The following is a 23681-nucleotide window of genomic DNA, read 5'->3' as shown; positions in this document are numbered from 1 at the left end:
CACATTTTTTCTGTAATACTTATAGTGTTTTTTCACATAGTTAAAGAAATAATTCTTAAGGTTGAGTTACATGTTCGTTCGCACAATGCTCGCTGTGAGTCTAGGTTGCATTTTCGCAGGTCAAGTTTTTGCCGCGTCTACTGCTGAACAACCATTAAAACCCCAAGTGGTGACTGATGTTGCAGTGCAAGATCCGATTGATCCATTAGCAACTGAAGCTTCAGCGGCCCAAGCACCTGCAGAAGCGCAAATTACCGCACAAGAACAACAAGACTTAAAACAGGCATCTGAAGCACTGAATGAGCTACAGGATACCGAAGATCAGATTGCTTCTATTGGCGCAGCACCAAATACCAAAGCACCGACTAACTCTGCAGCGACCAAAGCTTCTTGGACTTTAGATGGCTTAAATAATGCCCAGTGGTATGAAAATATCGGTGCAGGTCAATTCCCAGTTTACGCACGTGCGCATGTCATGCTGAATAATGCCCATGCGTCACCGGGTGCGATTGACGGAACCAGCGGTAAAAACACACTGAAAGCGATTGCATCTTTCCAGCAAATGAATGGCATCAAACCGACAGGTGTTTTGACTCAGGAAACCTGGGATAAACTAGTTGCACGTCAAGGTTCTAAGCCAACCTTTATTGAATACACCATTACTGAAAAAGATCTGGCAGGTCCGTTTGCCAAGTCTATTCCTTCAGATTATGCGTTACAGGCAAAAATGAAAGGCTTGTACTACACACGTGTCAGTGAAATGTTGAGTGAAAAATTCCATATGGATGAGAATTTCTTAAAGAAACTCAATCCAAATGCTAACTTTAATAAAGTGGGTGAAAAATTACTGGTCAGTAATGTACGTAATGACTTGCCTGAAGGTATTCACTTGATTGTTGCACATAAAGGTGCAAAACAACTGTACTTATTTAACAGTAAGAATCAAATGATCGCGTCATTCCCTGCCACCATTGGTAGTGCAGATACACCATCTCCGACCGGAACCTATAAAGTCACAGGTGTTGCACCAAACCCTTGGTACAGCTACTCACCTTCTAACTTTGTACAAGGTAAAAACTTAAAACCACTATCTTTACCACCAGGTCCTAACGGTCCTGTCGGGAATATCTGGATTGGTTTAAGCAAGAAATCATTCGGTATTCACGGGACACCAAATCCATCTACCATTTCGAAAACAGCGTCACATGGTTGTATTCGTTTAACTAACTGGGATGCCAATGATCTTGGCCGTAAAGTCAAATCTGGCGTAACGGTTCGTTTCTTAGAATGATGATTGGTCTAACGATTTGAATAAAATAGCCTGCTTTTGAGCGGGCTTTTTTATTCCTTATGTTTACTTTCAGCTATGTCGTTGCAAAAATGTAATGATCTGTCGCCTATTTGAGATTTTTTCAGTTATAAAACGACAGTATGATGATCTCAAGTTAAAAATAATGTCGAGATGAAATCATGAATGCTTTTCTACATCCTAGCGAAAATCGTGGTCATGTAAAAATGGGCTGGCTAGAGTCTAAACACAGCTTCTCATTTGGTAACTGGTATAATCCAAAGTATATGGGTATCAGTGCTTTACGCGTGATTAATGATGACCTGATTGATGGTCATCAGGGTTTTGGCACACATCCGCATGACAATATGGAAATCCTGACCTGTGTGCTGAAAGGAACCATTACCCATCAGGACAGCATGGGCAATCATGGCGGAATTGCTGCGGGTGAATGGCAACTGATGAGCGCCGGAACAGGTGTGCGGCACAGTGAAATGAACCAGGGCGACGAACAGGTCCATTTACTGCAAATCTGGATTATTCCAAATGAACGTGATGCCAAGCCGAACTATCAGCAAATCCGTCTTGACCCGCATGAGCAACCGAACCAGTGGCATTTGATTTGTGGTCCGAATGACAATGCACCGATGCATATTCGTCAGAATGCCGAAGTCAAAACTGCGGTGATTCAGCAAGGCCAAAGTCTGGAAGTGAAAGCGACCCAGCATATTAATTATGTACATGTTGTTTCTGGCACTGTCCAGATCGCTGAACATACAGTTGAAGCTGGCGGCGCAATTGCTTTTCTAGATGATACAGAAATTAAAGCAAGCGAAGATGCGCAAGTGATCTGGTTTGATTTGCCGGAAGTACCCAACTAAGCTTTTAAAGCTCTCAGCTCTAATGGCTATTGATCCCAGTGATTAATAGCCATTTTTTATACGTATAATCATGAATAAAAAATAATAGTTCGCAAAATCATAATAAGGCTGCTTAACCAATAAAATTATGCCTACGACCTATACAAATCCAACCAATTCTCATCACATTTTTACCTAAGCAATGCATTATTTAGGTGAATATAAACTGATCCCTTTCCATGGAATCCAGTGCTGTATAGCTTTGATCATTCACGACTGGTTTGATATTGTCTCTTGCAGGCATAAAGTGAATTAATCTTTTCATGTAGGTTAAATAAATAGAAGAGCATATCCGTATGAACCAAATTTTAGAGATTCAAAGCAGCCCGCAGCAAGCTTTGCTTTATTTATTAGCCTTTTTAAAACAACAAGATTATCAGTTTACGACCATTACACCGCTTTCCCACCAGCGAATTCTGAATCGAAAAAAGAATGAACTTTATAAGCAAAGAACCCATCAGGATATCTTTGGCTGGAATCTAAACTTTAAAAAAACTGATCTTGATTCTGCCCTTTTTGCATTATTGCAAGAACATCAGCTTCTACAGTTTCAGGAAGATCAATACTTGAGTCAGGTTCGGGTTTCTTCACTCGATGGCGAACTTTTTATTCATTCAGCTTTTCCCACCACTCAGCAGGATGCGGTATTTTTTGGTCCGGATACGTATCGCTTTATCTATCATCTCAAGCAATATCTAGCTGCTCAGCCTCGCCCTTTCAAACGGGTCGTGGAAATGTGTTGTGGCACTTCAGCAGCCGCAATCAGTATTGCCAGACATTTTCCGGATGTGAATGAAATGATGGTTGCAGACCTGAATCCCAAAGCCTTGCTCTATAGCCAGATTAATATCAGTTTTGCCGGCTTAAACCATATTCATCCGGTTCAAAGTAATTTATTTTCCAATCTTGATGGAAAATTTGATCTGATTTTTGCTAATCCACCGTATTTAATTGATCCCGAACAACGTCAATATCGTCATGGCGGTAATGCGCTGGATGGCTGTGATTTATCATTCAGGATTATAAAAGAAGGTCTACAGCGCCTGAATTCTGGCGGACATTTATTTCTATATACCGGTGTGACCGTGACTGAACATGGCAATCTGTTTTTGCAGCATCTTAAAGATTTGATGAAACAGCATCAAAATATAATCTGGTCCTATGAAGAAATTGACCCGGATATTTTTGGTGAAGAACTGGAACAACCGGCTTACCAACATGTGGAAAGAATTGCGTTGGCATTAATCAAAATTGAAGTAGGCAATTAAAGAATATTTATTAATTATGGAATTTTAAAATTTTGACTTTGTTCGCTATCAGCTTATTTTAAATCGTTTTATTAAAATCATAGAAATAAAAAAACCCCAATCTTTCGACTGGGGTTTTTAAAATTTGGCGGAAGCGGTGAGATTCGAACTCACGGAGGACTCACACCCTCGTCGGTTTTCAAGACCGGTGCATTAAACCGCTCTGCCACGCTTCCATGGGCGCAATAATACGGAGCTTTTGTCCGGCTGACAAGTGAAAATTACAGTGAATGCAATCAACTGCATATAGTTTCATCAAATCCTTACAGTTTTGCTGCTAATTCCGCTCCCTCACGAATGGCGCGCTTGGCATCGAGTTCAGCAGCCAGTTTTGCACCGCCAATAATATGATACTGCGCCAAGGTATTTTCCCCAGCACTCGGCATCAGGTCTTTTACCGATTCCTGACCTGCACATACCACAATGGTATCCACACGCAATAATTGAGCATGGCCATCTACCTCAATCCATAAGCCTTCATCCGTGACAGATTTATATTGCACACCGCGCAACATCCGCACGGCATGTTTTTTTAACTGGGCACGATGTACCCAGCCTGAAGTCTTGCCTAGTCCTGCGCCAAGCGGTGTCTTTTTACGTTGTAATAGATAAATTTCCCGTACTGGAGGTTCTACTTCAGCACGCTGTAACCCGCCTTCAGTCACATAATCTGGATGAGAATCTACACCCCATTCACGCTTCCACTCATCCACAGGTTGCGGCTGTATTTGATGCGGTGGCTTTAATAAAAACTCGGACACATCAAAACCGATCCCGCCTGCGCCAATGACCGCAACACGATCACCGACAGGTGCGCCACGTAGCACTTCTGCATAAGATAATACTTGTGGTACCTGACTGCCTTCGATATTCAAGGCACGCGGCACAACCCCTGTAGCCACAATCACCTCATCAAAACCCTCACGCTCCAACTGCTCGCGGTTGACTCGGGTATTGAGACGCAGATCAACTCCAGTTTTTTCTAGCTGCACTTTAAAATAACGAATCGTTTCGTGAAACTCCTCTTTCCCCGGAATGACTTTAGCCAGGTTGAACTGTCCGCCTACTTCATGACTAGCCTCAAACAGCGTCACATCATGCCCGCGACTGGCTGCGACAGTAGCAGCCGACAAACCTGCGACACCCCCACCGATCACTGCAATACTTTTTGGTTTTTTGGTTTTGACATAGACCAGTTCGGTTTCATAAGCGGCACGCGGATTGACCAGACAGGTTGCGCGCTGGTTTTTAAAGGTATGATCCAGACAAGCCTGATTACAGGCAATACAGGTATTGATTTCATCCACACGATTGGTTGCAGTTTTATTGACCCAGAACGCATCGGCCAAAAGTGGACGTGCCATTTGCACCATATCTGCCTGCCCTGATGCCAGAATTGCTTCGGCAGTCTCTGGCATATTGATCCGGTTGGACGCAATTACCGGCACCGACACATGTTTTTTGACTTCAGAAGTGTAATCGACAAAAGCGGCACGCGGTACAGAAGTCACAATAGTGGGGATACGTGCTTCATGCCAGCCAATCCCGGTATTAAGCAAAGTAATCCCCGCCTTTTCCAAAGCTTTAGCTACGGTAATCACTTCCTGCATGGTATTGCCATCATGTACCAAATCGAGAAGCGACAAACGGAAACAGATGATAAATTTTTCGCCAATTTCCTCGCGAATGGCTTTGACAATTTCTACGGCAAAACGCATCCGGTTTTCAATCGGGCCACCCCAACGGTCGCTACGCTGGTTGACATGACGACTTAAAAACTGATTCAGTAAATAGCCTTCCGAACCCATAATTTCTACGCCATCATAGCCAGCCTTTTTGGCAATACTGGCCGTGTTGACATAGTCATGAATGGTATTCAGGATCTGTTTATCTGACATTTCACGTGGTTTAAAAGGAGAAATTGGCGATTTGATTGGACTTGCCGACACCACAAAAGGCTGATAGCCATAACGTCCGGCATGCAGAATTTGCAAAAGAATTTTGGCGCCATGTTTATGCACTGCATGCGTCACCAGACGATGTGGCGCAATATCTCCCAAGGTATTCATGGTGCCGCCCGCCGGCAACAACCAGCCTTGACGGTTTGGCGATATTCCACCCGTAATCAGCAGACCTACGCCACCCTTGGCACGTTCGCCAAAATACGCTGCAAGTTTAGGATAATTATAGAAGCGGTCTTCCAGACCAGTATGCATCGACCCCATTACGACCCGGTTTTTAATGGTGGTAAAACCTAAATGCAGTGGTTTTAAAATGTTGGCATAGCGCGTCGTGGTCATAACAAATCCCTGATTATATTTGGCTGAGCAAGTCATTCCCTTACTTTAACTGATTTTCAGCGGCTTTTTATGACCCGGAGTTCAGCATTTTCAGGCACAAATATCAATCTTCGAAACAGTTCTTTCTATACATGACGAATTAGTTCTGCCATTGTCGTGCGCTGGATTTCCATAATGCAATCACGCCCAATACTGTACCAATTGGAAAACTCAGCAACATCAGAATAGCCATTATTCTGGATAAAGTACGTCCTGAACCATTGCCCTGCTTCACCTTTATACTGGCCTGGATATTAAAAAACATCAACAAGCCTAAAAGCAGCAGCACCACACCTAAACTCAGCATGGAAATACTGGATTGCTGATATTCAAGATATAAAAACAGCACTGTACTAAAACCAATCAGGCCGGCATAAATCCCATGCAACAGTGCCAGTGTTTCATTCTTGGTTTTAGGATTTAAATTAGGTAAAGGTGGGATATGAGTCGCCATGCTTTTATTCCTGTTTTATCTGGTTTTTAAATTATTCGGCTGAATATAACCAATTTTTTACTTTTTCAGCAGGATTCTGGTTAAAATCGTGCGATTTATGATTATTTAAGCCTATTGAATAGAGATTTTAAAACGAGTTTTTCTTTTCTAAAGCAAACCTAAATAAATTAATGATACAATTGATGCAATATGTATTTTTTCAGGCCACCAATTCTGGCGTGCCTATTTCATATCATTAGGATGAACAATGTCTGATAATGCAACTATCTTGCAGAATGTCCCAGTAGGTAAAAAAGTTGGTATTGCCTTCTCTGGTGGTCTAGATACTTCTGCTGCTCTTTTGTGGATGAAACAAAAAGGCGCTGAACCTTATGCTTACACAGCAAACTTGGGTCAGCCAGACGAAGACGATTACGATGCGATTCCAAAAAAAGCTGAAGCTTATGGCGCAGTAAAAGCACGTTTAATCGACTGCCGTTTACAGCTTGCATTAGAAGGTATTGCTGCAATTCAATGTGGCGCTTTCCATATTTCTACAGGTGGTATGCCTTATTTCAACACGACACCATTGGGTCGTGCAGTAACAGGCACCATGCTTGTAACTGCCATGAAAGAAGATGACGTTAACATCTGGGGTGACGGTTCAACTTATAAAGGCAACGACATTGAGCGTTTCTACCGTTATGGCTTGTTGACCAATCCTGCGCTTAAAATCTACAAGCCTTGGTTAGACCAAACTTTCATTGACGAGCTGGGCGGCCGTGCAGAAATGTCACAGTTCCTGATCGACAATGGTTTTGACTATAAAATGTCAAAAGAAAAAGCCTATTCAACTGACTCAAACATGCTGGGTGCGACACACGAAGCTAAAGATCTTGAATACCTGAATGCAGGTATCAAAATCGTTGAGCCAATCATGGGCGTTGCGTTCTGGAAAGATGACGTAGAAGTAAAAGCTGAAGAAGTATCGATTACTTTTGAAGAAGGCTTCCCGGTTGCCATCAACGGTCAACGTATTGAAGATCCAGTTGAATTTATTCTTGAAGCGAACCGCATCGGTGGCCGTCATGGTCTAGGTATGTCGGATCAAATCGAAAACCGTATCATCGAAGCGAAATCTCGCGGTATCTATGAAGCTCCGGGTATGGCGTTGCTTCACATCGCTTATGAGCGTCTGGTAACAGGTATTCATAACGAAGATACGATTGAACAATACCGCATTAACGGTTTACGTTTAGGTCGTTTGCTTTACCAAGGTCGCTGGTTCGATTCTCAAGCGCTTATGCTGCGTGAAACTGCACAACGCTGGGTTGCTAAAGCAGTTACCGGTACTGTAACGATCGAACTGCGTCGTGGTAATGACTACACCATTATGAATACTGAATCTCCGAACCTCACTTATGAAGCTGAGCGTTTGACTATGGAGAAAGGTGATTCTATGTTCTCGCCGATGGATCGTATTGGTCAGTTGACCATGCGTAACCTGGATATCACGGATACTCGTGCGAAACTGGGCATCTATACAGAGACTGGTTTATTGGCAGTTGGTTCAGCATCTGCAGTGCCACAACTAAAAGACAAAAACTAAGTTTTAGTCCTTTTTAGTTTCATAAAAAACCGCTCCTGATGAGCGGTTTTTTATTGAGGGTTCGTTTATTGATTGTAATAATCTCTAACCATTTGCGATATCTGAATTGACTGAACGAATGGACTGATAATAAATCTGGTTGCGTCCAAGCTGTTTGGCGCGGTATAGCGCCTGATCCGCGATTCCTAATAAGGCGTCTTTATCAATATCATCTTCACCACGATAGACGGTAATGCCTAAACTGATGGTGATATATTTCGCAACCGAGGATTTTTCATGTGGAATTTCCAGACGGTCAATCGCCTTAAAAATATTTGAAGCCACTGCATAAGCACCATGTGCATCCGTTTCTGGCAAGAGCACTACAAACTCCTCCCCACCATAACGTGCGACAAAGTCCATATGACGGATCGCATTTTTGATGGTTTTGGCAATAGTCGAAATGACGTCATCACCTTTCTGATGCCCATAAAAATCGTTGTAATTCTTAAAGAAATCCACATCGATAAACAGAATCGCTAATGCCGTTTCTTCACGGCGTGCACTTTCGAAATGCACTTGCAGCGTCTCATCAAAAGTCCGTCGATTGGAAATTTTGGTCAGTTCATCGTACTGACTCAAATGTAATAATTCGTTGGTATGAATACGCTGGATCTGCTCACTGATTCTGGCGCGAATGCTATAGAGAAAAATCACACGTTCACGGGCAAAAATCATATGGCTAATCACATAACCCAGCAAGCAACTTCCAATTAAAATCCGGCCAAAAACCATAGGATTAAATTCAACTGAAAGGCTAAACAATACAAGAATAGTAGTTGCCGCAGCGAGTAATCCGGTGACCAGCATCTGAATCGGTCTAATACCGGTCAGAATATAACCCAGGATATACACGATCGTGACTATGGCCATGGACTGATGCTGCAAGGCATCAGTTTTAATCGACATGGTAATGCATGAAATTGACACCTGTATCCAGAACACCAACAGCATCGAAGCCTGCGGAAAAAAGCGCTTGATCTTGGGTAAACAGGAGAATATATAAAAAATGATTAATGACATGCCACCATTGAGCAGGCCCAGCATACACAGGACAAAATCATGTACGAAATATTCTTTGCTGATGCTCCAGTAATCTGTAGGAATCATTACCACTAAAAAAAGGAAATAGGCTAGTACTCCAGCCCAGACATATTTTTCGACATGTTTACGGGCGCGTTCCAGATTTTTGGTCCAGAATTCTTGTTCCAGATTTTGTGGGAAGACCGGGCCTACACGCTGGCTTTGCCGTGTAATCAGTTGTTCTATGTCTTCTTTATCATCTTGCAATTTCGCTAGATTGTACTTGTATTCCATTGCCAAGTATTTATGTAATTTTTTTATTAATTTTAAAATAACATAATTTTTAAAATTAATTTATACATATCCCTTATTTTGTAGCGCTTTCTCGTTACCATTTTTACTATAGATGGATTATCATTTGTTTTATTTGTTCGACTGAATTTGCCTTGAATACGATTACGATTCTCCAGCCAGATGATTGGCACGTTCACCTGCGTGATGGTTTAGCACTTCAACGTACCGTTCCCGATTTAGCCAAGCAGTTTTCTCGCGCCATTTGCATGCCAAATCTGGTGCCACCCGTTAAAACTGTCGAAGAAGCCAATGCCTACCGTGAACGTATCATGGCACATGTGCCTGAAGGGGTAAATTTCGACCCGCGTATGGTGCTGTATTTCACTGACAACACCCCGGCAAGCGAAGTTAAAAAGATCAAAGAATCTGCGCATGTCAATGCCATCAAGCTCTATCCTGCGGGTGCGACCACCAACTCCGATAGTGGTGTGAGCGATATGAGCAAAGTCTACGGCGTAATTGAACAGCTTGAAGAACACCAAGTGCCTTTATTGCTACATGGTGAAGTGACGCATAATCATGTCGATATTTTTGACCGTGAAAAGCGTTTCCTGGATGAAGTGCTGGCTCCCTTACTCAGACAATTTCCCAAGCTGAAACTGGTGCTCGAACACATCACCACCAGCGAAGCAGCAAACTTTGTACTTGAGCAAGACCGTAATGTCGCTGCAACCATTACGCCGCAACATTTATTGTTTAACCGCAATGACATGCTGGTTGGTGGGATCAAGCCGCATTTCTACTGCTTGCCGATTTTAAAACGTCAAACGCATCAGCAAACTTTGCTGGAAGTCGCAACCAGCGGTAATCCTAAATTTTTCCTGGGAACAGATAGCGCGCCGCATTCAAAAAATGCAAAAGAAAATGCGTGTGGCTGTGCAGGATGTTATAGTGCGCCGACTGCCATTGAGCTGTATGCTCAGGCATTTGATCAGGTGGGTAAAATTGAACGCCTGGAAGGTTTTGCCAGCCATTTTGGTGCAGACTTCTATGGCCTGCCACGTAATACCAATACCATTACCCTGGTTAAAGAAGATCAAGTAATCCCTGAAAGTTTAGACTATCTGGATGGTGAACAGATTATCCCACTGTATGCTGGTAAAACCATTCAATGGAGAAAAGTGTGACAAATGAAACGCTCCCAATCATTGGTCAACGTTTTCGTGGATTCTTACCTGTAGTTGTCGATGTCGAGACTGCAGGTTTTAATGCGCAGACTGATGCATTGCTGGAAATTGCGGCCATTCCGATTGTTTATAATGAGGAGGGTCAATTTGTGCCGGGTCAAGCTTACCATGCACATATCAATCCTTTCGAAGGGGCAAATCTCGACCGACGTTCGCTGGAGTTTATTGGGATCGATCCTTCGAATCCGATGCGAATCGCAATGGCCGAAGATGAAAAAACTGCGCTTAAGCGTATTTTTAAATCTGTGAATGAAGTGCGTCGCCAGCAAAACTGTACCCATGCAGTTTTAGTTGGACACAATGCACATTTCGATTTGGGTTTTCTTCAGGCCGCGATTGCGCGTACCGGAACCAAAAACCAGAACCCATTTCATAGTTTTTCTGTCTTCGATACAGTGACTTTAAGTGCGGTGATGTTTGGTCAGACCGTACTGGCAAAATCCTGTATTCAGGCTGGGATTGAGTTTGATGGCAAAGAAGCCCATTCTGCATTATATGATACGCAGAAGACCGCTGAACTGTTTTGCTATATTTTAAACAAACTCGCACCTCACCTGCTTGACACTCTGGTGGCGGATCAATAAGATACCGCCATCTTCTAAACGTCCCTATCGTCTAGAGGCCTAGGACATCGCCCTTTCACGGCGGTAACCGGGGTTCGAATCCCCGTAGGGACGCCATCTATTTTTTCTCTTCTTTATATTTCTTTGATCAGCATCTTAAGCTGCTCAAGTCTTACGCTTTTACTAATTAATGAAAATAATTCTCATTACTATTGATTGCCTTCTTAAATTTAATGATAATCACTTGCATTATCTTTCGCATATTCAACCCTTCTCATGCGTTTTGCTTATTCCCCACTTTCTATTGCAGTTTTAACAGCTTTATCAACATCTAGTTTTGCAAAAGAATCGAATTATCAAGAGCCTGTTCTCAATAAAACAACGATTAAGTTCAACACAATTATTATCGAAGCTCAGCAAGAAAATGAAGTTGGAAAAACCATTTATTCAAAAGAAGATTTAGAAAAGACGCCGAATAGCTCAAAGAACATTACCGATTTTTTAAAAGTGAATCCGAATGTGCAGTTTAGTCAATCAAAGTTAGCAGCAGGCTCACAAGGTGAAATTAAACCTGCCGAAATCTCTATAAATGGCGCACAAACCTTCCAAAACAATTTTATTGTGAATGGTGTTTCCAACAACTTACTTATTAATCCAGCAAATTCAAACACAAATACATTTCAAGATATCGGAACTGGCGCACAAGCTATGGCAGTGAACACTAACCTACTTTGTGAGCTTGAAGTATTAGATAGCAACGTGTCTGCCGCTTATGGTCAATTCACAGGTGGTGTTGTAAATGCTAAAACATGTGCACCGCAAACAGAGATAGGGAAAATTCACGGTTCTATCAATTACGATTACACTGAAAGCGATTGGGCTCGCTACAACTCAATTTCACCTTTAGAAGAAAGTAAATTTGAAGAGCCCACAGATGAATACCAAAAGGAATATACCAAACAAGGTCTAAGCACCAATATTTATGGGAAGCTCTCGAATGATTGGGGCTTTAATGCTTATGCCTCTCAACGAGAGTCTATCATCCCAGTCAAAAGTGGCTTTGAAACATCTAAAACAATTGATCAAGAACGACATATCTCAAATCTTGGTGCAATATTATTTTATACACCAAACGCCTCAACCAAAGCGAAGTTTGGTTTCGATTATGGTTTGCTCGATAGCTTAAGTTATGTGGACAGCAATCGTGATTCAGGTAGTACTACTGAGACAGAAACACTTACATTATTCTCTGAACTCGAACACCAATTCAATCTAGGTACTCTCGTACATAAACTTAATTTCCAAAACTCGGCGACACAACGTATTGCTGACAATAACTACAGTATGCATTGGTACTACGCCAAAGGAAGTAAAGATTGGAATAATACCGATGTAGTTCGAGAGGGCGCCATCATGGGAGAGATTGAACAACGCCAAGACGTCCTTTCCTATGACCTACAAGCGAATATAGACCCTTTTAAACTTGGTCAATCCCAACACAACATGACTATAGGTACGGGTTATAGCCATGCTAATGTTGCGTGGAAACGAGTCGAGGATGTTTTACTCGCGACAAAGATCAACTTAAAAGAACTTGGCAAAGATACTACCTGCCTTCAAAGTGACCCATATTGTGATGAGAAACTAACTATAAATGGTTGGAATGGACAATATATCGCTGGTGGGACTCTGTACAAAGCTGGTGATATCAAAGCTCAGCAAGATCGCCTAAATATATTTATTGAAGATAATATTCAGTGGAATGATCAATTTTCAACACGCCTTGGTGTTCGTGCTGATTATGACTCTTTGAGTAGTAATATCAATATTTCCCCTCGCAGTCGTCTCTCTTACAAACCCTTTAGTAATGATCAATTGCATTTATCCGCTGGGTGGAATCGCTACTATGGTCAGCAAACTTTAGGTACAGAGCTGAATGAAATTCAAAATGATTTGCTCTATAAACTGTCACGTGAAAACCCACATGCGACTTGGGTAGAAACACAAACTGCACTATCCAGCGGTGCGCGTAGTTCAGCGCTCAATACCCCTTTCAGTGACGAGACTGTTTTAGGCCTGAATACACAAATCCAGAATTGGGATCTAGGGCTAAAATAGGTCAATCGTAAATATCAGGATGAAATATCAAAAACTAAAGTTACTCCTTTAGATGGATCAAAATTCTTCTACGAATATGACAATGATGGAAGTGGCAAAGCTGACATCTACGCCTTAACACTTAAAAATCGTCAACCGATCGCACTGGGGGATAGCCAACATTTATTTGCCTTGGGATTTGACTACAGTGAAGTCTTCCGCAGTTATGTAGATTACACTTCAGCTTATGATCAAGCCACTCAAGATGAATGGGTCTCTTATGATGGTCAAATTATCCGTTGGTCAGACCGCCCTGCCCCAAACTTTAACCAACCATGGACCGCACGAGTAAACTGGGATATTACATTCGATACACTGCCTGTACGTATTTCAAACTTCTTTAGCTATAAAAACAGTTACGATGATATGGTTGTAGTCTCCAATAAAAATGACAAAGTCGAGTATGAAGGTGAACTGCTTGACACCTATTTAGCCTCTGAAATTAAACCAAAATTTACATGGGATATGCGCACCACCTATGATTGGGAAATTTCAAAAGATTTAAGGGCAATTTTTGGTTTAATCATTAACAACGTCACCAACCGCGTGAATACCTATACAACAGGCTCGACCTCAAATGATAGACCACGTGTAATGACTGAAATCGGCCGCCAATTTATTGCAGATGTTACTTTTAAATTCTAGAGCCTGAATAGGTACATGCTGCTGCTCTTTTTAATTTGCTTAGGCTATAATTAATGCGATTTCATATTTTGCCTTTGTATCATGTTAAAAAAGATCTTACTGGTTTTACTGATTTTAGCCCCGTCCGCGCTATATCTCTATATCGTCAACCGTGATGATGACAACACTGCGGAGACTGAGACAGTATCAACCCCAGCTGAAAACTCTCAGCCTGAGCAATATCAAACTCCAGATCACTAAGTTTTAGTGATCTTTTCAAATATTTATTTTTTATAGTCTTGAAATCTGTTCAGAAAATAACATTTTAATAAAATAAAGTTTTTGTTTTGCCTAATGTTTAAACTGTTAAATGAATTTTAGCAAAAACCCTTTTGACAAAACCCGGCTTAGTCCTTAATATACGCATCACCTCGCAACGTCCCTATCGTCTAGAGGCCTAGGACATCGCCCTTTCACGGCGGTAACCGGGGTTCGAATCCCCGTAGGGACGCCATCTATTGATCTCATACGATCAGACCTTATTCGAAATTACCATTATTCGATTGCAGATTTGTAGTTTTTCACTACAATAGCTCGCTTCATTCCTTTGAAGTATTTCTTATTTCCTATGCACTCATCTCCGAATGATGCTACGCATCAGGGCAATTCTGCGCCTTTAAAACGCGCTATGAGTACTCGACATCTGGTCATGATTTCGCTTGGTGGCGCAATCGGAACAGGCCTATTCTTAGGGTCGGGTGAAGTCATTGCACAAACGGGGCCTGTAGGTGCCATTCTCGCTTATCTCCTGGGCGGTATTATCGCGTACATGGTGATGCTATGTTTGGGCGAACTTGCCGTTCATATGCCAGAATCTGGTTCATTTGGCGCTTATGCCAAACGTTATATTGGACCAGGCACAGGCTATACCATCACCTGGTTATACTGGCTGACATGGTCGGTCACTCTCGGAACTGAATTTACTGCAGCGGCCTTGCTGATGCAGGAATGGTTCCCGGACATTTCCATGTGGTTATGGACCATTATCTTTGGTGTATTCGTATTTAGTCTAAATATGATTTCTACCCGCTGGTTTGCCGAATCCGAATTCTGGCTGGCACTGGTAAAAGTGGTCACGGTTGTTGCTTTTATTCTTTTAGGTCTATTGGCCATCTTTGGTGTTCTGGGCTATCAAGGCTATGAAGCTGCACCTTTATTTACCAATCTGACTGCACAAGGCTGGTTCCCTGAAGGTCTATTCCCGATTTTTGCTACGATGCTGATCGTGAACTTTGCCTTCTCTGGTACCGAGCTGATTGGTGTGGCTGCCGGTGAAACTGAAGATCCTGCGAAAAATGTTCCTAAAGCAATTAATACTGCGATTTTCCGCTTATTAATTTTCTTTGTAGGTACCATTATCGTGGTAACAGCCTTACTTCCGCATCAGGAAGCAGGCTTAGCTGCTGAAGGCGTGAGTAGCAGTCCATTCGTAACAGTATTCCAGCACATTGGTATCCCATATGCTGAAGACATCATCCGCTTTGTAATTATCACTGCATTGTTGTCTGCCGCCAACTCGGGCTTATTTGCTGCTTCTCGTATGATGTGGTCATTGTCATACAGCAAACAGTTGCCTGCCGTATTCTCAAGACTGAATGCTCGCGGTGTACCGTATATTGCAGTCATGGTGACCATGCTGGGTGCATTACCAGGTTTATTGTCTGAACAGTTTGCGCCAGAGACGATCTTTACCAACTTGCTGGGCGTTGCGGCGTTTACCATGGTGGTGGTCTGGATGAGTATCTGCTTAAGCCAGTTCAACTTCCGTCGTCAGTGGTATAAACAGGGTCATACGGCCAAAGAACTGGGCTTTGCTGCACCATTGTTCCCGATTGTGCCAATCCTGGGCTTTGTGTTCTGTTTTATTACCTGTATCAGTATGGTCTTTGATCCATCAATGCGTATCAGCTTCGTAGGCTGTCTGTTATTTATTGCAGCGTGTTATGCAAGTTATTATGCTTTTTATCACAACAAGTCTTAATCATCAGTTTTAAAAGAGCGGCTCCGGCCGCTCTTTTTTTATCTATACTATAACCATAGTGGGCAGCCTTAAGGGTGCGTCGATGAAAATTGTGTTTATTCACGGCATGAACAAGCAACAGTATACGGCTACTTCATTACGTCAACATTGGCTGCATCTCTTCAAAACAGGCCTTCGGAAAAACCCACAACAGCAAGCTCGGTTTACTTATTTAAAACGGCATATCCGTATCCCTTTTTATGGCGATTTACTTTCTCGGCATCATTTTCATAACGTCTTGAATGCCAGCACCCTGATGCCGCAACAGTGGCCGCATTTCCCTTTTTTACATCCCGCACAGCTGCAACCGGCACCGCCACTAGACCAGTGCACCTATCAAATTTGTGACGTCCCGCAGTTAAATCTTGATGATGCCCTGAATTTCAATCAGAAACTGAAGTTCATCACAGCATTAAGCAAAGATATTGCCTTGCGGGATTTTGCGGTACTCATCAATTATTTTCCCAGCTTACACGCCAGCTTTTTACATAAATTTTTGCTAGAAGCTTATCTTTATTTGGCCAACCCACATTTTATGCAGGAAGTTCACTGCCGCATTCATGATCAACTCTATAGCAGCAGGCCACAGATTCTGGTGGCACATTCGCTTGGCAGCGTGATTGCCTATAATTATTTGATTCAGCATCCAGAGCTAAATATCAAGCGTTTTATTACTCTCGGATCACCGTTGGCATTTCGGGTCATTCAGGCTCATCTGCCGCAACCAATTGTACGACCTACTGCAATTTCAGGTGACTGGATAAATTTCTATTGTAGTGATGACTTTCTGACTACCTTTCGGTTATCAGAACCACCCTTTCAGTTTCAGCCGGCGATTATCAATCAGGAGATTCATACTTCCATCTATCATCCGCATGATATTGATGGTTATATTCAGCATCCGGACGTCATTAAAGCGCTCCTGGAATTACTCTAAGACTCACGCCAAACTCTAAATTCAACTTTTACCGTTCCATTCATATTCTTCTTCTATTCAGTGAAATCTTTCATCCGGACTTACCAATTCACTGCTTTTTCTGCCTTTTTTATAAATATACAGATGTATGTTAATGATTGTTTTATCGAAGATAATTTAAACATTAACGCCACAAAAAGTGCAGCTTGGCTTGCCGCAATTTTCTCTATACTGTGAATATATAGATCGACCTCCGTGAGGTATCGATGAAAGTTATTTTTATTCATGGAATGAACCAGCAACATCATAGTGCTGCATCGATTCGCCAGCGCTGGCTGCATATACTTCAAAAAGGCATTCGCAAACACCGTCATGATGCCAGATTCAGTTATTTACGACGTCACATTCACATTCCATTTTATGGAGACTTGCTTTCACACTATAACGTTCGCAACATCCTGAATGCTGGCACCTTGATGCCCCAGCAATGGCCCAGCTTTCGTTTCCGTCAACCTGTCCATCCTCAGCTTCCTGCACCCGTTCCACGTCCTGGCTGGCGCAAGCCCGTGATTTCCGATCTTCCCCAGCTTCATTTGAATGGCCCGATGGATTTTAAACAGAAATTCAAATTTATTACCACGCTAAGCAAAAATGTTGCACTGCGCGACTTTGTATTGTTGCTTAATTATTTTCCCAGCCTTCATCGTAGCCTGCTTCAGAAATTTTTGATTGAAACCTATCTGTATCTCGACAATCCTGCTTTCATGAAGGAAGTTCATGAACGGATCGCCCGGCAATTGAATGGTCGCAAACCTTGTATTGTGATTGCTCATTCTCTGGGCAGTGTGATTGCCTATAACTATCTCATCCAGCATCCTGAACTGAATGTACAGCGTTTTATTACTTTAGGATCGCCACTAGCCTTCCAGGTGATCCAGTCACATTTACCGCAACCCATTGTACGACCTACTGCAATTACAGGCGACTGGATAAATTTCTATTCAACTGATGATTTTCTTACCGCCTTTCCTCTTACACAACCGCCATTTCAGTTTCAACCCGCCATTATTAACCACGGCATTCGTACGCATATTCACCGCCCGCATGACATTACCGGCTATTTACTGCATCCGCAGGTGGTAGAAGCAATTCTGGAATTGCTTAAAAATCCGGCTTAAACCATGTAATTTTCAAGCATTCCCACAAGATTGTTTTAATTTTATGCACTCAATCCAGAAAATCATTTTTTTTATGGAAATGCGTTTGACACCCCCCTGTTTTCACCCTATTATACGCCCACCTCTGAAATGTCCCTATCGTCTAGAGGCCTAGGACATCGCCCTTTCACGGCGGTAACCGGGGTTCGAATCCCCGTAGGGACGCCAATTTTCAGAAGTACATTTTATTAAGTCCCTATCGTCTAGAGGCCTAGGACATCGCCCTTTCACGGCGGTAACCGGGGTTCGAATCCCCGTAGGGACGCCATTACTTCAAGCCGAAAGTAGCGGTTTTAAAATTTATCTTCTGTACTGTCCCTATCGTCTAGAGGCCTAGGACATCGCCCTTTCACGGCGGTAACCGGGGTTCGAATCCCCGTAGGGACGCCATATTCGAGATGGCAACATCTCAACAAAAAGCCCGAGCATTGCGACTCGGGCTTTTTTTATCTTGCAAATTTTATTTCTGAAAACTTTAAACCTTGTTTTTATCATTCGTTCAAATCTAGCTCTCTTTCTGGGGGCTGCCATCCCATTCTTAATTTTACAATTTGTATTGTTTTAACATTTCTATGCATAGAAATATCCGTTCATTTTCATTTAAAGCAATACACCAATAAATTAGAACAAAAATTCAACACCCTGCTTTTAGAGGGCACGTTAAGGTAAATCAAGAGAAATCTGCAAGGATCAGATTATGTTCGTCAGCACAGAGCTAAGTTTACCTTTATCGCCAAATAAAAATCATAATTATCAAATTAAAAGCTTTAAGGATTGGGTCGACTTTTTTCAAGATACTGAAATTTCGACATATACCAAAACTGAAAAAGCTGAATCTTATTTGAGCGATCTGATTAAAAATTTAAATATTGATACTCTCGGATGGTTAGATCGGCCCGCACAGGTTGAACAGCATCTTTTAGAACAACATCATCAAATCTGTGCCACTTTCCAGGCCTATGTCAATCGCCGTAAACAGCAGCAGCCTCGGGAATATTTTCCAACGGTTTCTCATGCTTTCGAATTCCTGGCGAAAGTTGCACCGGTCAAACTGGTCGATGGTGCCTGGTTATATTCGACCGTGCCAAACTGTAATCAGCCCGAGCTAAAAGATTTGATTTACATCTATCTCGAAGAGCTTGGTTTAGGGCATCCGCGTGCCAATCATGTCACCATGTATCAGGACCTGTTGAGTCATTATGAGCTGAACAGTTACGCCGAGCATTTGGATGACAGTTACTATGAACAGGCTGCCGTACAGTTGGCACTGGCTTATGCCCCGGCCAAATATTTACCTCTGGTCATTGGCTTTAATCTCGGTTATGAACAGTTACCGCTGCATCTGTTAATCACCAATTATGAACTGGCTGAACTGGGTATCGATCCGCATTATTTCAATGTGCACATTACTATTGATAATGCTCACAATGGTCATGCGCAGAAATCCCTGCAAGCGTTTATCCAGCATTTTAATCATGCAGAAAACCCGGAAACTTATCTGGAGCTAATTAAAAAAGGCCATGTTCTAAATGACATCGGCAAAAGTTCTTCTCAGATTATTAAGGAACTGGATATTGGGCAGATGGCTTTAAAAGTTTTTCAGAATAAAGCGCTGATTGGTCAATATATTCATAATCAGAAATGTCAGTTTAGTGGCAAGACCATCAATGATTGGTTATCCGATCCTGCCCAGATTAGCGAGTTTTTGCAGGTGATGATTGAAAAAGGCTGGATCGTGAAAGATGCGCCAGTAGAACAAAGTCGCTTCTGGAAAATGATCGATCATCCGGAAGGTAAAATGTTTGGGGTCTTTAATGCGACCGAAAAACAGATTATTAAAGACTGGATTCAGGGTGCAGGCTTGGCAACTCGCCTGTCCTCACGTAGTGCAGCCCCATCACAAGCAAAAATTGAACCTGCAATGAGCCGTATGGACCAGCAGCGCTTAAATCAGTTAAAAAGCCGCTTCATGCGCTGTGAGGGTGCTGAACAGAAAATTGATTTACTGATTCCTTATACTACACCGCATATGCATCATACCGAAATAGGCTTATGGGCGACTCGTCAGTTAAGTCAGTTATTATTTCCTTTTCAGACCCAAGCGATGCATTATTCCTAAAGCACTCCTAAATGCCAGAAATTAAAAAACCGGACATTTGCAGTGTCCGGTCTTTTTTAATATAAATTAAGCCGATTTTCGCGAGTTTAATTGTCCCTTGATCACCGCTTTGACATTGCCTTTCAGATACTGCAAAAAGACTTTTAGTGGTGACAGTTTCGGATTAGGCTGCTTGCCTTTGGCAATTTCCTTAAACTGCGCGGCATACCAGATGATTTCCATAATCGCCATTTTGTCGACCATTGGAATACCGGTTTTAATTTTCTCAACCGCATAACGTACATCCTGCCCCGCAACCAGACGATTACCCAAGTCAGGTTCTACCGCAAAGGGACGTGCAATCCCGACAAAATCACAGGCACCACTGTCGAGCGCGGCATTCATGCCTTCAACTGTTCGGAATCCACCAGTGACCATGATATGGCACTTCACTTCCTGACGGATTTTTTCGGCAAAATCGAGGAAATAGGCTTCACGGGCAATGGTCGAGGCCTTGCGCTTGTCTGCTTTCACGCCGGCCATCGCAGGTGCTTCATAGCTACCACCTGACACTTCAATGATATCAATGCCTGCAGTGTCCATCGCCTTAAAGACATAAATGACATCTTCTTCGCTAATACCACCGCGCTGGAAATCAGCTGAATTCAGCTTGACTGAAATAATAAAATTTTCCGAAGTCGCAGCACGAACAGCCTGATAGGTTTGCAGCAAGAAACGGGTGCGATTCTCAATACTACCACCCCATTGATCCTGACGCTTATTGGTCAGCGGTGACAGAAACTGGCTAATCAGATAACCATGTGCCCCATGCAACTGCACCCCCTCAAATCCTGCTTGTTCACAGATAGCAGCCGAAGTGGCAAAGCGCTGGATAATATCCAGGATTTCATCTTCACGCAGTTCCCGCGGGGTTCCAAAGCTCATTGCCAAAGCCGGACTAAATGGGACTGCGGACGGTGCAACCGTTTCTTGATTCAGGCCCTTGGGACACTGGCGGCCCGGATGCGACAACTGGACCAGTTGTACCATGCCATGCTGTTTGCCTACGTCGGCCCAGACTTTGAGCTGCGCCAGATCGCGTTCTGTTTCTACCACTACGACCCCCGGTTCATTCTTGGCACGATAATCCACCATGACATTACCCGTAATAGCACAACCCAAGCCACCTTCGGCCCATGCTTCATACAACTTGAAATGCGCCTGATTGGGCTGGCCGGCATCATTGGCCAGTGCTTCACTCATGGCACCTTTAATGATGCGATTTTTAAAAGTGGTATTACGAATTTGAATGGAATCGGCCAATTGAGTCATGATCTGTCCTGATACGTTACTATTATTTTGTATTCGTTTATAACGTAAGCCAGAACAATTGACAATCAGTCTTGTCAAATTTACACAATTTTTATCTGCTTATTTTTTTATGGTTAAAGATTTTTGTGATTTAGTTTCTTGGATCAAAAGCATCCCGTACTGCTTCTCCCATATAGATCAGCAAACTCAGTACAATCGCCAAACTAAAAAATCCAGACAATGCCAGCCACGGCGCATTTAAGTTGTTTTTGGCCTGAAGCAAGAGTTCCCCTAGGGATGCCGAATCGGGTGGCAAACCATACCCTAAAAAATCCAGCGCTGTCAGTGCAGTAATATTGGCGGTTAGCATAAAAGGTAACTGTGACAGGCTAGAACCTATCACATTGGGGAGAATATGTTTGAACATGATCCGTCCATCCCCGGCCCCAATACTTCTTGCTGCCCAGACGTATTCCAGATTTCTGGCGCGCAAAAACTCAGCGCGCACCATACTCACCAGTGTGGTCCAGCCAAATAACAGCATGATCAGAAATAGCCAGTAAATACTCGGGGTAAACAGACTGACCAGTACCATCACCATAAACAGCATCGGCAAACCGCTCCAGACTTCGAGTATGCGTTGCCCGATCAGGTCAATCCATCCACCATAATAACCCTGAATAGCCCCTGCTAAAATTCCCAGCGCCGCAGACAATAAAGTCAGTGCAAAACCAAACAGTAATGAAATCCTTAAGCCATATAGAATCAGTGCCAGAATATCACGGCCCTGGTCATCTGTTCCCAGCCAGTTTTGCACACTCGGGGGCGAAGGCACCGGTTCAGCCAGTTCAAAATTTGGCGTTTGATAGGAAAACGGAATGATGGGCCAGATCGCCCAGCCTTTTTCTGCAATCAGTTGCTGTACGGCAGGATCTTTATATTCTGCTTCTGTCTCAAATACTCCACCAAACGTGGTTTCCGGGTAGGATTTCAAGATGGGCAGATAAAAAGCATGATCATATTTCACCAACAGGGGCTTATCGTTAGCAATCAGTTCTGCACCCAAGGAAATGATGAAAATAGCACTGAAAATAATGAAACAGCTAAAACCCAACTTATGCTGCTTAAAACGTTGCCAGCGTGCTTGCATCAAGGAAGACATTATTGTGATCCTCGACGTGAACTGAAATGAATCCTTGGATCAATCAGTTGATAGAGCAAATCGCTCAGCAAGCGCAGCATCAGGCCGAGCAAGGTAAAGATAAACAAAGTACCGAAAATCACCGGATAGTCACGCTGGATAATCGCCTCAAAACCTAAAACACCTAACCCATCCAGATTAAAAATAATCTCGATAAACAGGTTGCCCACGAAAAACACCCCGATCAGAACTTCGGGCAAACCTGCGATAAGCACTAAAATGGCATTCCGGAATACATGCCGATACAGCACTGCATGTTCAGTTAAACCTTTGGCCCGCGCAGCCAGGACATATTGTTTGCTCAGCTCTTCCACAAAAGAAAATTTGACCAGATAGGTCAAACTGGCAAATCCGCCAAGCACCATGGCCAACAGCGGCAAGGCCATATGCCAGAAATAATCCTGAATTTTCGCAAAGAATGAGAGTTCAGCAAAATTTTCAGAGCGAATTCCCTGCAAGGGAAACCAGTGCAGATAAGACCCACCAGCAAAAAATATGATGAGTAAAATGGCAAAAATAAAGGCTGGAATGGCATAGCCTACTGCCAACACTAGAGAGGTAGTCTGATCAAACAGACTGCCATGTTTTCGGGCTTTTCTAATCCCTAAAGGAATGGAGACCAGATAAATCAGCAAGGTACTCCACAGGCCTAAAGAAAGCGATACTGGCAATTTTTCCCAGATGAGTTCAGTCACAGGTTTGTCTTTGAAAAAACTCTGCCCCAGATCAAACTGCGCATAACGCGTTAGCATTTCCCAAAATCGAATATGCAGCGGCTGGTCAAAGCCGTACTGGATATTAATCTGCTCAAGCATCTCCGGTGTGAGGCCTTGCTTTCCCTGATACTGCAATCCGGTATGCGCCAAACCATTGACCTGTTGCGCCTGATAAATCGCCTGCTCCACCGGACCACCGGGTGCCAGCTGGATCACCATGAAATTGATCAGCAAAATGATCAGCAAGGTTGGAATCATCAGCAACAGACGTTTGAGAATATAAGTGCTCATGGCACTCC

The 23681-nt window shown here is 42.9% G+C and carries 19 protein-coding genes and 6 tRNA genes; 18 read left to right on the top strand and 7 right to left on the bottom strand.

Annotated features, from left to right (window positions below; all coding sequences use genetic code 11):
* Positions 1-70: 70 nt before the first annotated feature.
* From NI455_RS09495 to NI455_RS09485, 3 genes are all read left to right on the top strand, one after another.
* Positions 71-1291: a L,D-transpeptidase family protein gene (locus tag NI455_RS09495; protein ID WP_253113841.1), complete on the top strand. Its 1221-nt coding sequence runs from the start codon at positions 71-73 to the stop codon at positions 1289-1291.
* Between the two features lie 179 nt (positions 1292-1470).
* Positions 1471-2169: a pirin family protein gene (locus NI455_RS09490; RefSeq protein ID WP_004646386.1), complete on the top strand. Its 699-nt coding sequence runs from the start codon at positions 1471-1473 to the stop codon at positions 2167-2169.
* Between the two features lie 335 nt (positions 2170-2504).
* Positions 2505-3476, top strand: a complete 972-nt coding sequence (locus tag NI455_RS09485) for a methyltransferase (protein WP_253113838.1) — start codon at positions 2505-2507, stop codon at positions 3474-3476.
* 125 nt (positions 3477-3601) lie between these two features.
* Here the strand turns inward: NI455_RS09485 and NI455_RS09480 are convergent.
* The 3 genes from NI455_RS09480 to NI455_RS09470 all read right to left on the bottom strand — a co-directional run bounded on the left by NI455_RS09480 (position 3602) and on the right by NI455_RS09470 (position 6308).
* Positions 3602-3691: transfer RNA gene (locus NI455_RS09480), tRNA-Ser, on the bottom strand.
* Positions 3692-3778: 87 nt separating this feature from the next.
* Positions 3779-5815 (bottom strand): NADPH-dependent 2,4-dienoyl-CoA reductase, encoded by a 2037-nt coding sequence (locus tag NI455_RS09475; RefSeq protein WP_253113836.1) that lies wholly within the window; start codon positions 5813-5815, stop codon positions 3779-3781.
* Between the two features lie 139 nt (positions 5816-5954).
* Positions 5955-6308: a hypothetical protein gene (locus tag NI455_RS09470; protein ID WP_004646383.1), complete on the bottom strand. Its 354-nt coding sequence runs from the start codon at positions 6306-6308 to the stop codon at positions 5955-5957.
* 247 nt (positions 6309-6555) lie between these two features.
* Here NI455_RS09470 and argG point away from each other — a divergent pair, with 247 nt between their 5' ends.
* Entirely contained in the window at positions 6556-7896 is a 1341-nt protein-coding gene (gene argG, locus NI455_RS09465; RefSeq protein ID WP_004279561.1) for an argininosuccinate synthase, read from the top strand.
* Between the two features lie 84 nt (positions 7897-7980).
* On the opposite strand, the gene NI455_RS09460 is transcribed toward argG, so the two are convergent.
* A complete protein-coding gene (locus tag NI455_RS09460; protein WP_253113834.1) occupies positions 7981-9252 on the bottom strand; it encodes a GGDEF domain-containing protein in 1272 nt (423 codons plus the stop codon).
* A 152-nt stretch (positions 9253-9404) separates the two neighbouring features.
* Here NI455_RS09460 and pyrC point away from each other — a divergent pair, with 152 nt between their 5' ends.
* From pyrC to NI455_RS09390, 14 genes are all read left to right on the top strand, one after another.
* The gene (gene pyrC, locus NI455_RS09455) at positions 9405-10439 is read left to right on the top strand and encodes a dihydroorotase (protein WP_004279558.1); all 1035 of its coding nucleotides are present in this window, start codon (positions 9405-9407) and stop codon (positions 10437-10439) included.
* Entirely contained in the window at positions 10424-11083 is a 660-nt protein-coding gene (gene rnt, locus NI455_RS09450; RefSeq protein ID WP_004279557.1) for a ribonuclease T, read from the top strand. The genes pyrC and rnt overlap by 16 nt, the downstream gene beginning before the upstream one ends.
* 20 nt (positions 11084-11103) lie before the next feature.
* Positions 11104-11179 (top strand) — tRNA-Glu (locus NI455_RS09445).
* A gap of 159 nt (positions 11180-11338) precedes the next feature.
* Positions 11339-13180, top strand: coding sequence for a TonB-dependent receptor plug domain-containing protein (locus NI455_RS09440; RefSeq protein WP_253113833.1), 1842 nt, complete (start codon positions 11339-11341; stop codon positions 13178-13180).
* Positions 13181-13351: 171 nt separating this feature from the next.
* Positions 13352-13864 carry a hypothetical protein gene (locus NI455_RS09435; RefSeq protein ID WP_253113832.1) on the top strand — a complete coding sequence of 171 codons (513 nt, stop codon included), beginning with the start codon at positions 13352-13354 and terminating at the stop codon, positions 13862-13864.
* Positions 13865-13945: 81 nt separating this feature from the next.
* The gene (locus tag NI455_RS09430) at positions 13946-14104 is read left to right on the top strand and encodes a hypothetical protein (protein WP_004646377.1); all 159 of its coding nucleotides are present in this window, start codon (positions 13946-13948) and stop codon (positions 14102-14104) included.
* Positions 14105-14281: 177 nt separating this feature from the next.
* Positions 14282-14357: transfer RNA gene (locus tag NI455_RS09425), tRNA-Glu, on the top strand.
* 114 nt (positions 14358-14471) lie between these two features.
* A complete protein-coding gene (locus NI455_RS09420) occupies positions 14472-15884 on the top strand; it encodes an amino acid permease (RefSeq protein WP_005107442.1) in 1413 nt (470 codons plus the stop codon).
* A gap of 82 nt (positions 15885-15966) precedes the next feature.
* Entirely contained in the window at positions 15967-16860 is an 894-nt protein-coding gene (locus tag NI455_RS09415; protein WP_253113831.1) for an alpha/beta fold hydrolase, read from the top strand.
* Positions 16861-17105: 245 nt separating this feature from the next.
* On the top strand, positions 17106-18017 hold the full coding sequence (locus tag NI455_RS09410; RefSeq protein WP_253113830.1) for a lysophospholipase: 912 nt from the start codon (positions 17106-17108) through the stop codon (positions 18015-18017).
* Positions 18018-18148: 131 nt separating this feature from the next.
* A tRNA-Glu gene (locus NI455_RS09405) sits at positions 18149-18224 on the top strand.
* 24 nt (positions 18225-18248) lie between these two features.
* A tRNA-Glu gene (locus NI455_RS09400) sits at positions 18249-18324 on the top strand.
* Between the two features lie 46 nt (positions 18325-18370).
* Positions 18371-18446 (top strand) — tRNA-Glu (locus NI455_RS09395).
* Positions 18447-18753: 307 nt separating this feature from the next.
* Positions 18754-20175 carry an iron-containing redox enzyme family protein gene (locus NI455_RS09390; RefSeq protein ID WP_253113829.1) on the top strand — a complete coding sequence of 474 codons (1422 nt, stop codon included), beginning with the start codon at positions 18754-18756 and terminating at the stop codon, positions 20173-20175.
* A 66-nt stretch (positions 20176-20241) separates the two neighbouring features.
* Here the strand turns inward: NI455_RS09390 and NI455_RS09385 are convergent, their stop codons facing one another.
* The 3 genes from NI455_RS09385 to yejB form a co-directional block, all read right to left on the bottom strand.
* Positions 20242-21486, bottom strand: a complete 1245-nt coding sequence (locus NI455_RS09385; protein ID WP_138742704.1) for an NADH:flavin oxidoreductase/NADH oxidase family protein — start codon at positions 21484-21486, stop codon at positions 20242-20244.
* A gap of 130 nt (positions 21487-21616) precedes the next feature.
* Positions 21617-22627 (bottom strand): ABC transporter permease, encoded by a 1011-nt coding sequence (locus tag NI455_RS09380; protein WP_253113828.1) that lies wholly within the window; start codon positions 22625-22627, stop codon positions 21617-21619.
* A complete protein-coding gene (gene yejB / locus NI455_RS09375; RefSeq protein WP_253113826.1) occupies positions 22627-23673 on the bottom strand; it encodes a microcin C ABC transporter permease YejB in 1047 nt (348 codons plus the stop codon). The genes NI455_RS09380 and yejB overlap by 1 nt, the downstream gene beginning before the upstream one ends.
* Positions 23674-23681: the final 8 nt, after the last annotated feature.

The organism is Acinetobacter lwoffii (genome assembly GCF_024129435.1).
Classification (GTDB): Bacteria; Pseudomonadota; Gammaproteobacteria; order Pseudomonadales; family Moraxellaceae; genus Acinetobacter; species Acinetobacter lwoffii_F.
Note: the sequence above shows the minus strand (reverse complement) of the source record. Positions and strands in the feature narration are given on the sequence as shown.

Excerpts from the sequence above, each read along its gene's own strand:
- rnt (WP_004279557.1), top strand. The coding sequence starts at position 10,424 with ATGGAGAAAAGTGTGACAAATGAAACGCTCCCAATCATTGGTCAACGT.
- NI455_RS09485 (WP_253113838.1), top strand. The coding sequence starts at position 2,505 with ATGAACCAAATTTTAGAGATTCAAAGCAGCCCGCAGCAAGCTTTGCTT.
- NI455_RS09490 (WP_004646386.1), top strand. The coding sequence starts at position 1,471 with ATGAATGCTTTTCTACATCCTAGCGAAAATCGTGGTCATGTAAAAATG.
- NI455_RS09430 (WP_004646377.1), top strand. The coding sequence starts at position 13,946 with ATGTTAAAAAAGATCTTACTGGTTTTACTGATTTTAGCCCCGTCCGCG.
- NI455_RS09380 (WP_253113828.1), bottom strand. The coding sequence starts at position 22,627 with ATGTCTTCCTTGATGCAAGCACGCTGGCAACGTTTTAAGCAGCATAAG.
- argG (WP_004279561.1), top strand. The coding sequence starts at position 6,556 with ATGTCTGATAATGCAACTATCTTGCAGAATGTCCCAGTAGGTAAAAAA.
- NI455_RS09410 (WP_253113830.1), top strand. The coding sequence starts at position 17,106 with ATGAAAGTTATTTTTATTCATGGAATGAACCAGCAACATCATAGTGCT.
- NI455_RS09440 (WP_253113833.1), top strand. The coding sequence starts at position 11,339 with ATGCGTTTTGCTTATTCCCCACTTTCTATTGCAGTTTTAACAGCTTTA.
- NI455_RS09420 (WP_005107442.1), top strand. The coding sequence starts at position 14,472 with ATGCACTCATCTCCGAATGATGCTACGCATCAGGGCAATTCTGCGCCT.
- NI455_RS09470 (WP_004646383.1), bottom strand. The coding sequence starts at position 6,308 with ATGGCGACTCATATCCCACCTTTACCTAATTTAAATCCTAAAACCAAG.
- NI455_RS09385 (WP_138742704.1), bottom strand. The coding sequence starts at position 21,486 with ATGACTCAATTGGCCGATTCCATTCAAATTCGTAATACCACTTTTAAA.
- NI455_RS09460 (WP_253113834.1), bottom strand. The coding sequence starts at position 9,252 with ATGGAATACAAGTACAATCTAGCGAAATTGCAAGATGATAAAGAAGAC.
- NI455_RS09415 (WP_253113831.1), top strand. The coding sequence starts at position 15,967 with ATGAAAATTGTGTTTATTCACGGCATGAACAAGCAACAGTATACGGCT.
- NI455_RS09495 (WP_253113841.1), top strand. The coding sequence starts at position 71 with ATGTTCGTTCGCACAATGCTCGCTGTGAGTCTAGGTTGCATTTTCGCA.
- yejB (WP_253113826.1), bottom strand. The coding sequence starts at position 23,673 with ATGAGCACTTATATTCTCAAACGTCTGTTGCTGATGATTCCAACCTTG.
- NI455_RS09475 (WP_253113836.1), bottom strand. The coding sequence starts at position 5,815 with ATGACCACGACGCGCTATGCCAACATTTTAAAACCACTGCATTTAGGT.
- NI455_RS09390 (WP_253113829.1), top strand. The coding sequence starts at position 18,754 with ATGTTCGTCAGCACAGAGCTAAGTTTACCTTTATCGCCAAATAAAAAT.